General features: G+C 67.5%; 10 protein-coding genes, 1 tRNA gene, 1 pseudogene and 1 riboswitch. Of the genes and pseudogenes, 4 read left to right on the top strand and 8 right to left on the bottom strand.

Features of this window, described 5'->3' with window-relative positions; all coding sequences use genetic code 11:
* The first annotated feature begins 49 nt into the window (after positions 1 to 49).
* Positions 50 to 895, top strand: coding sequence for a UTP--glucose-1-phosphate uridylyltransferase GalU (gene galU, locus K2W61_RS03085; RefSeq protein WP_175131246.1), 846 nt, complete (start codon positions 50 to 52; stop codon positions 893 to 895).
* A gap of 57 nt (positions 896 to 952) precedes the next feature.
* Here galU and K2W61_RS03090 read toward each other — a convergent pair whose 3' ends face one another.
* The 7 genes and pseudogenes from K2W61_RS03090 to K2W61_RS03115 form a co-directional block, all read right to left on the bottom strand.
* Positions 953 to 1,825 (bottom strand): cytochrome c oxidase assembly protein, encoded by an 873-nt coding sequence (locus tag K2W61_RS03090; RefSeq protein WP_236755038.1) that lies wholly within the window; start codon positions 1,823 to 1,825, stop codon positions 953 to 955.
* 90 nt (positions 1,826 to 1,915) lie between these two features.
* Positions 1,916 to 2,068 carry a hypothetical protein gene (locus tag K2W61_RS03095; protein WP_175131102.1) on the bottom strand — a complete coding sequence of 51 codons (153 nt, stop codon included), beginning with the start codon at positions 2,066 to 2,068 and terminating at the stop codon, positions 1,916 to 1,918.
* Positions 2,026 to 2,145 (bottom strand) — tRNA-Ser (locus K2W61_RS03100). The genes K2W61_RS03095 and K2W61_RS03100 overlap by 43 nt, the downstream gene beginning before the upstream one ends.
* Before the next feature lie 136 nt (positions 2,146 to 2,281).
* Positions 2,282 to 3,022 (bottom strand): annotated as a pseudogene (locus K2W61_RS27840) (porin); the annotation flags it as partial.
* 55 nt (positions 3,023 to 3,077) lie between these two features.
* Positions 3,078 to 5,879 (bottom strand): magnesium-translocating P-type ATPase, encoded by a 2,802-nt coding sequence (mgtA, locus tag K2W61_RS03105; protein ID WP_175131244.1) that lies wholly within the window; start codon positions 5,877 to 5,879, stop codon positions 3,078 to 3,080.
* A 420-nt stretch (positions 5,880 to 6,299) separates the two neighbouring features.
* The gene (locus K2W61_RS03110; RefSeq protein ID WP_175131243.1) at positions 6,300 to 6,632 is read right to left on the bottom strand and encodes a hypothetical protein; all 333 of its coding nucleotides are present in this window, start codon (positions 6,630 to 6,632) and stop codon (positions 6,300 to 6,302) included.
* Between the two features lie 429 nt (positions 6,633 to 7,061).
* On the bottom strand, positions 7,062 to 8,066 hold the full coding sequence (locus K2W61_RS03115) for a sodium:calcium antiporter (RefSeq protein WP_175131242.1): 1,005 nt from the start codon (positions 8,064 to 8,066) through the stop codon (positions 7,062 to 7,064).
* 78 nt (positions 8,067 to 8,144) lie between these two features.
* Positions 8,145 to 8,307, bottom strand: a riboswitch (yybP-ykoY riboswitch).
* 135 nt (positions 8,308 to 8,442) lie between these two features.
* Between K2W61_RS03115 and K2W61_RS03120 the strand changes: the two genes are divergently transcribed.
* The gene (locus K2W61_RS03120; protein ID WP_175131241.1) at positions 8,443 to 9,786 is read left to right on the top strand and encodes an aminopeptidase P N-terminal domain-containing protein; all 1,344 of its coding nucleotides are present in this window, start codon (positions 8,443 to 8,445) and stop codon (positions 9,784 to 9,786) included.
* Positions 9,787 to 9,852: 66 nt separating this feature from the next.
* Here K2W61_RS03120 and K2W61_RS03125 read toward each other — a convergent pair whose 3' ends face one another.
* The gene (locus tag K2W61_RS03125; RefSeq protein WP_175131240.1) at positions 9,853 to 10,317 is read right to left on the bottom strand and encodes a TM2 domain-containing protein; all 465 of its coding nucleotides are present in this window, start codon (positions 10,315 to 10,317) and stop codon (positions 9,853 to 9,855) included.
* A 79-nt stretch (positions 10,318 to 10,396) separates the two neighbouring features.
* Here K2W61_RS03125 and K2W61_RS03130 point away from each other — a divergent pair, with 79 nt between their 5' ends.
* Both K2W61_RS03130 and dusB read left to right on the top strand, forming a co-directional pair.
* Entirely contained in the window at positions 10,397 to 11,554 is a 1,158-nt protein-coding gene (locus K2W61_RS03130) for a UbiH/UbiF/VisC/COQ6 family ubiquinone biosynthesis hydroxylase (RefSeq protein ID WP_236755039.1), read from the top strand.
* An 81-nt stretch (positions 11,555 to 11,635) separates the two neighbouring features.
* Entirely contained in the window at positions 11,636 to 12,661 is a 1,026-nt protein-coding gene (dusB, locus tag K2W61_RS03135; protein WP_175131399.1) for a tRNA dihydrouridine synthase DusB, read from the top strand.
* Positions 12,662 to 12,696 lie beyond the last annotated feature (35 nt).

The following is a 12,696-nucleotide window of genomic DNA, read 5'->3' on the forward strand; positions in this document are numbered from 1 at the left end:
GATAGCGATGCGCTTAAAATGTTTCATCGATACCCCAAACGAGGTTTCAATGCGTCCCGTCCGTAAAGCCGTTTTCCCTGTCGCCGGCATGGGCACGCGGTTCCTGCCCGCCACCAAGGCGATGCCCAAGGAAATGCTGCCCGTGGTCGACAAGCCGCTGATCCAGTACGCCGTCGAAGAAGCCGTGGCCGCCGGTATCACCGACCTGATCTTCGTTACGGGTCGCAACAAACGGGCCATCGAAGACCATTTCGATTCCGCGCCCGAGCTGGAATCCGACCTCGAAAGCAAGGGCAAGCACGAGCTTCTCGCCATGGTGCGGGGCATTCTACCCGCCCACGTCAATTGCCTCTATATCCGCCAATCGGCGCCGCTGGGTCTGGGCCACGCGGTGCTGTCGGCCGCGCCGGCCGTGGGCGACGAGCCCTTCGCCGTGCTGCTGGCCGACGACCTGATCGACGCCGACACGCCGGCCATGAAGCAACTGGTGGACATCGCCGTGGCGCAGAACGCCAGCGTGCTGGGCGTGCAGGATGTGCCGCGCGAAGACACGCGCAAGTATGGCATCGTGGCCACCCGCGATGGCGAGGGCGATGGCCGTACCGAGCGCGTCACCCACATCGTCGAAAAACCCGATCCCGCCGCCGCCCCGTCGACCCTCGCGGTGGTGGGACGCTACGTGCTGGAAGCGGCGATCTTCGACCACCTGCGCTCGACCAAGATGGGCGCCGGCAACGAGATCCAGCTGACCGACGGCATCGCCTCGATGATGCGCGAACGCGCGGTGTATGCGCATCGCTACGAAGGCACGCGCTATGACTGCGGCAACAAGGCCGGGATGTTCCAGGCCACCGTGGCGCTCGGCAAGAAATACCACGGCCTGCTGCCGGAATGACACGGCGGCCGCAAGCGGCCGCCTGCCCCCCTGCCCGCCGCCAGGCCCTGGTGGCAGCTAGACCGACGCCGCCCGGCGCGCCCTGGCACGTGCCAGGGCATCGCGGTCGGCCTTGCGCAAACGGCCTTTGGCCGATAAACGCATCAGCGTGCCCAGCGCCACCATCAGCCCGATCACCTCGACCAACGCGGCGGGAATCCACATGGTCAGCCCGCCGATGGTCTGGTCGGTCTGCGCCGACATGGCGATGGCCCGGCCGCACAATTCGAACAAGGGATAGATATCGCTTTCGGTGAAGGCGATGACGGCGCCCGCCACCATCTGCGGCAGCATCGTCAGGATCGGTGATATCACGCGCCCGCCCGGCGTCATCGCGGCCGGCGGCGCAGGGCGGCGGTCCAGGATCAGGTTCCAGTACATGAAGCCGCTGATCACCACCGACCAGTTCATCAGTCGGTACAACCGCCAGTCGAGCATGGAGTAGAACTGCACCGACGGGATCAACCAGACCAGCACCAGGAACACGAACAGCGCCGGCACGAGGATCTTGTGGGTCAGCGCCGCCACGGTGGCGCGGCCGGCGCCGGTGCGCAGGAAGTCACGCAGGCGCACGCGCCAGCGCAGCGGCAGCCCGGCCCGCATGACCTGCCCGGGAAACGCCGCCATCACCAGCAAGGGCCCCAGGTGGTGCAGCACCAGATGCTGGATACGGTGGATGAAAAACATGCGCTCGGCGTAATAATCCAGACGGGTGTGCAGCGACAGGTACAACAGCACCATGCCCACCCAGAACAGCACGCGGCGCGCCGCCGTCACGTGGTGCACGCGCTGCCCGCGCACGAACAGCACGATGGCCACCAGAAAGGGGGCCACCAGCGTGGGAGAGAACTCCCAGGGTATGAGCCATTCGAGACTGTCCATGCGGGTCATCCGGAAAATGCCGACGGGGCGCGCCCCGGCCCTGCCGGGCCTGAACGCGCGGCCGGGTCGATTGTAGTGGACCCGGCCGCCCTTCGCGCCTCAAAACCGGTGCGCAATGCCGGTGCCGAAGCGCGTGGTGTGGGAATGCCCCGGGTCGAACTGGTTGTCCAGGGTGTAATTGGACGCGTAGCCGGCGAACGCATAGAGCGTGGTGCGCGGCGACAGGTCATACGTATAACCCAATGTCAACACTTGCGCATTGCGCGCCGTCGAACCGTCCTCCCATTTCCAGTCGGGCTGCGCCAGCGACCACTGCGCCACCACCGCGCCATGGCCCACCGGCACGCTGGCGCCCAGCAGCCAGGCATTGACGCGACCGCCGCGCACGAAGGCCGCCGGCCCCAGGTTCTGGCCCAGGTTGTCCGGATCGCCCCCGTCCAGACCGACGTAGCCGTTGCGCTGGCGCGACCAGGCCAGCGACACCTTGACCACCTCGAAATCGTAGGCGATGCCCAGTTGCAGCGCCTGCGGCTGTCCGTCGCTGCCCGCGGGCGGCTCGGCCAGGCGCATCCGATCCCAGGTGGCGACCGCCAGCCAAGGCCCTTCCTCGTACTTCACGCCCAGGCTGAGCGCGCGGTTGTTGGCCGCCGTCTGGAAGCGGCCACGGTCGTCGGCATCGAAGGCGTAGCCGATGCCGGCCTGCAAGCCGTTCCAGGTGGGGGTGTAGTAGTTGATCAGGTTGCTGAACTGGTAGTTGTCCGAAGCCTTGAAAGTGGCGCCCATGCCCATTTCCTTCCAGGACGCCAGTTCCAGCGCATTGCCGTAGGTCTTGCCGACGGTGTACTGGCGCCCCAGGCGCAGGTCGCCATAGCGGTCGTGGGCCAAACCGACCCAGGCGCCATAGTTGAACAGGCGCGCATCGTCGGCGCGCTTGCCGGTGGCCGGGTCGAAGCCGCTTTCAAGCTGGAAGCGGGTATGCCAGCCATCGCCCAGGTCCTCGCTTGCGCGCAACCCCCACAGGGAATCGGTCAGGCCGCCACTGAGCATGCCGGTATGGCTGCCCTGCCCCGAGATATGCGTGGTGGCGATACCGGCGTCGACCACGCCGTAGAGCTGCACCCCCGGAGGGTCGGCGGCCGCACAGGCGCCCGGCAGCCAACAGGCCGCGCCCGCCACCATGGCGGCGGCAACAGTCGAGATTTTCATGCTGTTCTCCAGAAGCCGCGGCGGGCTGGCCCGCCGCGGTACATGTCAAGAATGCCTATTGCCAACCATAGCGGCGTACCCAGAGGCCCTTGAGCAATTGGGTCAGCGCGCAGTAGCCCAACAGGATGCCCGCCAGCCAGGGGAAGTAGCTCCACGGCAGCGCCTGCAACTGGAAATATCCGGCCAAGGGCGAGAACGGCAGGAACACTCCCAACCCCACCACCATCGCCGTCATCGCCATCAATGGCCAGGCGGCCCGGCTCTGCAGGAACGGCACCTTGCGTGTGCGGATCATATGCACGATGAGCGTCTGCGACAACAGGCCCTCGACGAACCAGCCCGATTGGAACAGGGTCTGGTGCTCGGGCGCATTGGCCTGGAACACGTACCACATGAGCGCATACGTGGCGATATCGAAAAGGGAACTGATCGGCCCGAAGAACACCATGAAGCGGCCAAGCCCGGCGGGATCCCATTGCTGCGGCTTTTTCAGCAGCTCCTCGTCCACGTTGTCGAACGGAATCGCGGTCTGCGAGATGTCGTACATCAAGTTCTGCAGCAGCAGGTGGATCGGCAACATCGGCAGGAACGGCAGGAAGGCGCTGGCCACCAGCACCGAGAAGACGTTGCCGAAATTGGAGCTGGCGGTCATCTTCAGGTACTTGAGCATGTTGCAGAAGGTCTTGCGGCCCTCGATCACGCCGTCCTCCAGCACCATCAGGCTCTTTTCCAGCAGGATGATGTCGGCGGCCTCCTTCGAGATATCGACCGCCGAATCCACCGAGATGCCCACGTCCGCGGCGCGCAGGGCCGGGGCGTCGTTGATGCCATCGCCCATGAAACCCACGGTATTGCCCTGGGCGCGCAACATCCGCACGATGCGCTCCTTGTGCGCCGGGGTCAGGCGGGCGAACACATTGGCCTCGCGCACCGCCACGGCCAGCCGGCCGTCATCCATGGACTCGATGTCGGCGCCCAGGCAGACCTTGCGCACGTCGAAGCCGACTTCGCGGCACACTTTCTGCGTCACCAGTTCGACATCGCCGGTCAGCACCTTGACCTCGATGCCGGAGTCGCGCAGGGCGGCCAGCGCCGGGCCGGTGGATTCCTTGGGGGGATCGAGGAAGGCGATGTATCCGACCAGCACCAGGTCGGCCTCGTCGGCCACGCCATAGGCCTGCTGGGTGGGCGGCAACTCGCGCACGCCCACCGCGATCACCCGCAGCCCGTCGCGGTTCAGGTCGGCGGTGACGCCGCGGATGTCGGCACGGCGCGCGTCGGTCAACAGGTGGACGTCATTGCCGACCCGCAGCCGGGTGCAGACCGACAGCATTTCCTCCAGCGCGCCCTTGCAGATCAGTTCATGATGCTCGCGGCCGTTCTCGGTTTCGCTGACCACCACCGACATGCGGCGACGCGAGAAGTCGAACGGAATTTCGTCGATCTTGCGGTAGCGGGCGGCCAGGTCGAGTTTGCGCTCCACCTCGGCGTGGCGCAGCACGGCCACGTCGAGCAGGTTCTTCAGGCCGGTCTGGTAGTAGCTGTTGAGATAGGCGTAGGCCAGCACATCGTCGCTGGTGGCGCCGTATACGTCGGTATGGCGTTCGAGCGCGATGCGGTCCTGGGTCAGGGTACCGGTCTTGTCGGTGCAGAGCACGTTCATGGCGCCCAGGTTCTGGATCGCGTCCAGCCGCTTGACCACGACTTTGCGCCGCGACATCCGCACCGCGCCCTTGGCCAGCGTGGCGGTGACGATCATCGGCAGCATTTCCGGCGTCAGGCCGACGGCGATGGCCAGCGCAAACAGCAAGGCCTCGAGCCAGTCGCCCTTGGTGAAGCCGTTGATCAGCAGCACGATCGGCGCCATCACCAGCATGAAGCGGATCAGCACCCAGCTGACGCGGTTGATCCCCTGCTGGAACTGCGTCGGCATGCGCGAGGCCTGGGTCACGCGTCCGGCCAACTGGCCGAAATAGGTGCCGGCGCCTGTGGCCACCACCAGCGCGCTGCCTGAACCGCTGACCACGTTGGTGCCCATGAAGGCCATGTTCTCCAGTTCCAGCGCGTTGCCCGTCTGGGCCCGTGCCTCCGCGTACTTCTCCACCGGCAGCGATTCCCCGGTGAGCGCGGCCTGCGCCACGAACAGGTCCTTCGCGCCCAGGATACGGCAATCGGCCGGGATCATGTCGCCGGCGGACAGCAGCACCACATCGCCGGGCACCAGCTCCGCCAGTGGCACCTCGATCTGGCGCGAACCCGAGCCGTGCAGTGTGGCGCCGAAGAAGCGGCGGGCATCCCCCTCGGCCATGCCGGCGGGATCGCTGCGCAGCACGGTGGCGGTGTTCTGCACCATGGCCTTGAGCGCTTCGGCGGCGCGATTGGAACGGCGCTCCTGCACGAAGCGCAGCAGCGTCGAGATCGCCACCATCGAGCCAATGATGATGACGCCCTTCCATGACGGGTCGTCGGGTCCGGCCATGTACACGTCGGTGACCCAGGACAGCAAAGCCAGTCCGGTCAGCAGCAGGTTGAAGGGATTGCGGAACGATTGCCAGAGGTGCGCATACCAGGTCAGCGGCTTTTCGTGGTCGACGTCATTGGCGCCGTAGCGGGCGCGGGCCTCTTCTGCCTGGGCCTGCGAGAGTCCGCCGCGGCTGCTGCGGAACAGAGAGAACAGCGCCTCGACATCCCGCTGGGCCACATCGAGCATGCGGCGATTGGCGCGGCGCGCGGCGTCGGAGCTGTCGGCGGCGGCTTGCGCGCCGCCCTGCTCCAGCAGGGGAGAACGCCGGAAATGGCGCCCCGACCGCCGCAGCCCGGCGGCGGAGGAGAAAAAGGTCTTGAGGAATGTGAACATCGGAGTGTTCCCGTTATTGGTGTTGTTGGGGAAGACACGGACGACAGACGCCAGGCGCCGCGCGCGGGCAGCACGGGGCCGCGGCCCGCACGGAGGCGGGCCGTTGCCGCCCCGTACGGGCGTGCGCAGGCACCGGGGCGATGTTGCCGGCGTCCGGATCGCGTCGAGGCGCGCCGGGTGCGGGAAGCGGAACGGGAAACTAGCGGGAGAACCGGGACCGGCGGCAGTGACGCGCGTCGAGCGGGCCAGGCCGGGGGTTCGGGGCTGCGGATTCCGTACTAGACCGGGTGAGTGTCCGGCCAGTCGGCTCGCAAAGGAGGAGACAGGTCAGACAGGCAGGCCGGTACCGCGCGCAGGGCGCAATCGAGGCTCGGGGTCTAAGGCACTGGGCATGGTCTCTCCTTGGGATGACGGGCGGATTCAGGCCGCCAGCGGTTGCGCGCCGAAATGCACATGGCGCACGGCGGGGTTGGCGCTCAGCCGACGGGCTTGCGACATCAGTTCGCCACGCAGCTCGGGCGGGCAATTCACGGTAATGCAGGCCGACGCCATGCCGGGGTCGCGCCCCTGGTCGATCTGCACTTGCGAAACATCGAGCCCGGCGGCGCTGAAGTCCAGGCAGATCTGCTTGCGCAGCGCGCCCAATTCATTACGCGGGCAGATGACCGTCAGGCGCGACGTGCCGCGGCGGCGGCCCAAGGCGGTGGCACGGTCGACGCCGGCGCGGCGCAGGAACAAGTCGAAGAAACGCATAGCGACCTCCATTGCGAATGGGGAGCGGCTTTCGCGTATACGCGCGCACGCAAGTCCACCGCGCCTGACGCGCACGGAAGAGACGTGCACGACCACAAGCGCTGCGACTGGCGGCGGTTCTGGCGGATTATGTTGGGGAGCATCCCCGCAAGCCGTTGGCTTGCGCTGTCGCCGGGCATAAGGCCCCGGACCTGGGATAAAACCGCAACCTGCTCAACAGGCTGCGGCAGACGGAGTTCTGCGTGGACCTGTCAAACAGCGGCGTCGATACAAGATCGACTACTTTCGCCGGAATCGGTATTCACGAAGACTGCTCCTGGGATGGATAACGGGCACGATTTTACGCGGGTTTCCACTGATGGACAAGGTTTTCCGGCACAAAAATTGCTTTTTGTGCAACCCGGCGCGAGGCCTCGCGCCGTCATGCCGTCACGCGTAGAAATGCCAACCCAAGTAGGCCGCGAACAGCGCGTAGAAGCCGCCCGCCGCCGACAACGCCGGCACGCTCATGCCGGCACGGCGGAAGCGCAGCCACAACAGGCCGATGGACAGCATGGTGAACAAGCCCGCGGCCAGCAGCGGGCCGTCGAGCAGCCAGGGGGTCAGGAAGATGCCGAGGGCGCTGGGGATGGTGGCCTGAATCATCATGGCGCCCGAGATATTGGCCAGCGCCAGGCGTTCCTTGCCCTGGCGCACCCAGATCAGCGCGTTCATGATCTCCGGCAGTTCCGTGGCAACGGGCGCCAGCAGCAGCGCGGCCACGTGCGGCGAGGCGCCCATGGCGATGCCCAGCAGTTCGATCTGGTTGACGAACACGTGCGACGCGCCGGCGATCACGATCAGCGCCAGCAGCGTCTGGGTCACGGCCCAGAACATCGAGGGATTGTCGTCGCGGGGACGCAGCTTGAGCGGCTCCAGGTCCTCGCAGTCCAGGCATTCCTCGTCATTGCTCAGCTCGCGCTTGACGTACAGGCCGTAGGTGGCCAGGAACAGGATGCCGAGCCACGGCTTCCAGGCGAAGGCCAGCAGGCCCAGGCCGACCTTGAAGACGAAGATGCCCATGAACCAGGCCTGGTCGCGGGCCAGCCGGCGCTGGTCCGCGTTGATACAGTTGGCCTGGGCAGGCTGGCCGCGACGGGCGCGCCACAGGGCGAAACCGACCACCGCGTAGGCCAGTGTCGCCAGCACCAGCGGGCCGCCCATGGCGGCGCCGACGCCGATGTCCTTCTGTTCGGGCGTATCGCCGAACACCACCGCCATGAAGGTCACGGCGCTTTCGGGCAGGGCGGTGCCGAATGCGGCCAGCACGGTGCCGGTCGCGGTGGCGCCGAGCTGGAAGCGGTGTCCGACCCATTCGACGCCATTGACGAAGAATTCGCAGGCGAGATAGATCACTGCCGCGGACAGGAAAAACAGGAACAGGGTAAGCAACATGGGGACGAGCCGGACGAGCAGAAACCAATTGGCGCGACGCAGCGGCTCGCCCGGCCAGGGTGAACGCTACGCGGCCAAAGGTCTCGCCTGGCTGATCCATGCGCGGGCGGACCGCGGCATGGAGACCGTTAGCGCCATGGCGTTCTGGCGACCGCTGCGCGGTACCGAACCACCAAGTCTGTTGACGCTAACTCCTTTGGGGACAAAGGATGGCTACTCCCCAATGACAGAGCCGCGATTGTAGCAGTCCATCGGTGACAGTCCAGTGAATCCATGTGTCGGGTGGGGGAATGCGCGCGGGCTGTCGCATCGGCGGCACGGCGAGTAAAGTAAGTGGCACCACAGCTTCCCGCCGGGCCTTGCGCCCCCCTTGCCCATGAGCCTGCCTCCCACCGATATCGCCCCTTTTGCCGCCCGCCGCCAGCGCCTGATGGCGCGGATGCGCGCCGACGGCGGCGGCATCGCCGTCCTGGCCACCGCGCCCGAAGCCATCCGCAACCGTGACGCCGAATACCCCTACCGGCACGACAGCGACTTCTTCTACCTCACTGGTTTCACCGAACCCGGCGCCTGGCTGGTGCTGATCGCCGGGGCCACCGACCGCGCCCTGCTGTTCTGCCGGCCTCGCCATATCGAGCACGAGATCTGGGAAGGCCGGCGCTTCGGCCCGGAAGCGGCGGCCGAGCACTTCGGCTTCGACGACGCGCATCCTCTGGACGCGCTGGACGAACTGGTGCCCAAGCTGCTGCTGGACCAGCCGACCCTGTATGCGCCGCTGGCGGGCGACAAGCGCAGCGACGGCCGGCTGCACCGCTGGCTGGCGGCGGCGCGCGAAGCCAGCCGCGGCGGCCACCAGCCGCCCGCGCGGCAACTGGACATCCGCCCGATCCTGGCCGAGATGCGGCTGATCAAGGACGCCAGCGAAATCGCCGCGATGCGGCGCGCCGCCAAGATCTCCGCTGGCGCCCACGCGCGCGCCATGCGGGCCACTCGCGCGGGCATGCGCGAATACGAACTGGAAGCGGAACTGCTGTATGAGTTCCGCCGCCACGGCGCCCAGGCGGTGGCCTACAACAGCATCGTCGCGGCCGGCGCCAATGCCTGCGTGCTGCACTACCCTGCCGGCGAAGCGGTGCTGCGCGACGGCGACCTGGTGTTGATTGACGCCGGCTGCGAAGTCGACAGCTACGCCAGCGACATCACCCGCACCTTCCCGGTGAATGGCCGCTACAGCGGCCCCCAGCGCGCCCTGTACGACCTGACGGTGGCGGCCCAGGAGGCCGCGGCCCAGGCCACCGCGCCGGGCCGCGGCTGGAACGACGGCCACGAGGCCGCGGTCCGCGTGCTGGCGCAGGGCATGCTCGACCTGAAACTGCTCAAAGGGTCGCTGGACGGGGTGATCGAGTCGGGCGACTACAGCCGCTTCTATATGCACCGCACGGGCCACTGGCTGGGGCTGGACGTGCATGACGTGGGCGACTACCGCCAGCCGGGCGCGGCGCCAGGCGCCGAGCGCCCCTGGCGCAAGCTGGAAACCGGCATGATGCTGACGATCGAGCCGGGCATCTATGTCCGCCCGGCCGATGACGTGCCCGAGGCCTATTGGAACATCGGCATCCGCACCGAGGACGATGCGCTGGTGACGGACGAGGGTTGCGAGCTGATTACCCGCGGCGTGCCGGTGCAGGCCGGCGAAATCGAGGCGCTGATGCGCGAATAACCCATCGGCACGCGGGGCCGCGCCGCTTGCCGGGCGCGGCGCGCCTCCCGCCGGCCCGACCCCGGCCTACAGCGCCAGCCCATCCAGCCAGCCCATCGCCACCCACACATAGACCACCACCATCGCGATGGCGAACATGGACACGGTGGCGCCGACCAGGCAGGCCAGGATGGCGACCAGCACCGGCCCCCAGCCGGTCTTCGGGGATGGCGGTAGCCCGGGGTTGTAGCGCCGGTCGAATTTCTCGTCCGGCATCAGCGAGAACACCGCGCTCTCGATGAAACCGTCGATCATGGGAATGAACAAGAGGAAGAAGGCCGGGTTGTCGTACCAGACGGGGTAGTAGCGCAGCGCGCAGAACAGACTGAGCAGCGCCAGCGTCGTCACCAGCCAGGCATGGCGCCGCCCCAGGTACCACCAGTGCGCGCCGAGCCAGCCGAACAGACAGGCCAGCAGGCCGACGGCGACCTTGCCGCGAGGGCGGCGCGCGACGGTGGCGGACAGCGAAGAAGAAGCCTCAAGCTGCGTCATATCGATCAACCGGTAATGGGTCCCGGGCGCCAAGCCGCGCCGGCAGAACCGGATTGTAGTGGACAGGTAAAATCCCGGCATGACTCTCTCCGCCTTCGACATTGCGATTCTCGGCGCCGGCCCCGTGGGGCGTGTCCTGGCGTTGATGCTGGCGCGCGTGGCGCCGGACCCGTCCCGCATTGCCCTGCTGCAGGGCGCGGCGGCTGCGCCCGCCGCCGTGCCCGCCACCGACCCGCGCGTGCTGGCCATGAACCATGGCAGCCGCGTGCTGCTCGAATCGTTGCATGCCTGGCCGGCCAGGTCGGCGGACATCCTCAACATCCACGTCTCGCAGCGCGGCCGACTCGGCCGCAGCGTGATCCGCAACACCGATTTCGACGTACCGCAGCTGGGCTGCGTGGTCGCCTACTCGGCGCTGCACGCCAGGCTGGAGGAATGCGTAGCCGCCAGCGGTGTCACGCTGCTGTCCGGGCCGCCGGCCGTGGTCGATGGCCAGGATGCCGACGGCGTGCGCATCAGCCAGGGCGAGACCGCGCTGAGTTGCCGGATCGCGGTGCAGTCCGATGGCGCCGGCGGCGGCGACGTGCGCCGCGACTACGGCCAGCACGCCCTGCTGACCACCGCCCACGCCAGCCTGCCGCGCCGCGGCTGGGCCTGGGAGCGCTTCACCGCCGAGGGGCCGCTGGCGCTGCTGCCGCACCCGCAGACCCCGGACGCTTATTCAGTGGTCTGGTGCAGCGCGCCCGAGCGCGCGGCCGAACTGGCGGCGCTGGACAATCTCGCCTTCTCGCAGGCCCTGAGCGCGGCCTTTGGCGATCGTCTCGGCCGCCTGACGTGCCAGGCGCCGCGCCACGTCTTCCCGCTGGCGCTGAACGCGCGCCGCGGCCTGGTGCAAGGCCGCGTAGCCGTGATCGGCAATGCGGCGCAGACGCTGCACCCGGTGGCCGGCCAGGGGCTCAACCTGGGACTGCGCGATGCCGCCCGGCTGGCCCAGTCTCTAGGCGGCTGGCTGGCGCAGCCGAACGCCACTCCGGCCCAGGCGCTGCGCGATTTCGCCCGCGCGCGCCAGGTGGACCGGCTCATCACCGCCAGTGTCACCGACCTGATGCCGCGCATCTTCGCCACCGGCCTGGCGCCGGTCGAGCATGCCTGCGGCCTGGCCCTGCTGGGCCTGGACCTGGCCGCGCCACTGCGGGCGCCGCTGGCGCGCCATCTGCTACAGGGTTTCCGGGTCTGATCCTGCCCTTTTTCGTCCGGCTGTTACCAAGCGGTTGCGGGACAAAAAAGAGGGTTCGATCGAGCCGGTTAAAATGTGAGCATGCGCATCGGCCCGTGGACTCTTCCCAACAACGTTCTGGTCGCGCCCATGGCGGGCGTGACGGACCGCCCTTTCCGTCAGCTCTGCAAGAAACTGGGGGCGGGTTATGCCGTCTCGGAAATGGCCGCCAGCAACCCCAGGCTGTGGGATAGCGTCAAGACCTCGCGCCGCCTGAATCACGATGGCGAGATCGCCCCCATATCGGTGCAGATCGCCGGGGCCGACCCGGCCATGATGGCCGAGGCCGCCGTGTTCAACGCCAACAAGGGCGCGCGCATCATCGACATCAACATGGGCTGCCCGGTAAAAAAGGTCTGCAACGTCGCCTCGGGCTCGGCCCTGCTGCGCCACGAGGACCTGATCGCCCGCATCCTGGAGGCCGTGGTCGAGGCCTGCGCGCCGCTGGGCGTGCCGGTCACGCTCAAGACCCGCACCGGCTGGGACCGCGACAGCCGCAACGCCCTGCGCGTGGCCAGGCTGGCCGAAAACGCCGGCATCGCCGCGCTCACACTGCATGGACGCACGCGCGCCGACCTCTATACGGGCGAGGCGGAATATGACACTATCCGCGCCGTCCGCGCCGAGCTGAAAATCCCGCTGATCGCCAATGGCGATATCGACTCGCCCGAAAAGGCCAGGCGCGTCCTGGATTACACTGGCGCCGACGCGGTCATGATCGGCCGGGCAGCCCAAGGGCGGCCCTGGATCTTCCGCGAAGTTGATCACTATCTGCGCACGGGCGAAATACTGGCCCCTCCCAGCTATGGGGAAATGCGCGAACTGCTGCTCGAACATCTCGACGACCACTACCGCTTCTATGGCGAACACACCGGCGTACGCACGGCGCGCAAGCACATAGGGTGGTATCTGGACGGCCTGCCGGGCGCGGACTCGTTCCGCGACCGCATGAACCTCATCGACAACACCCGCGACCAGTGGCGGGCGGTGTCGGAATGGTTCCTCAATCTTTCCCGTGACGGCAACCCCAACCCGGCGCCGGTCGCGAAAGCCCTGCTGGCGGCATAACCGCCTCAACACCAACATAAAAATATCTGTACTCC

The sequence above is a fragment of the Achromobacter pulmonis genome (genome assembly GCF_021733725.1).
GTDB lineage: Bacteria > Pseudomonadota > Gammaproteobacteria > Burkholderiales > Burkholderiaceae_B > Achromobacter > Achromobacter pulmonis.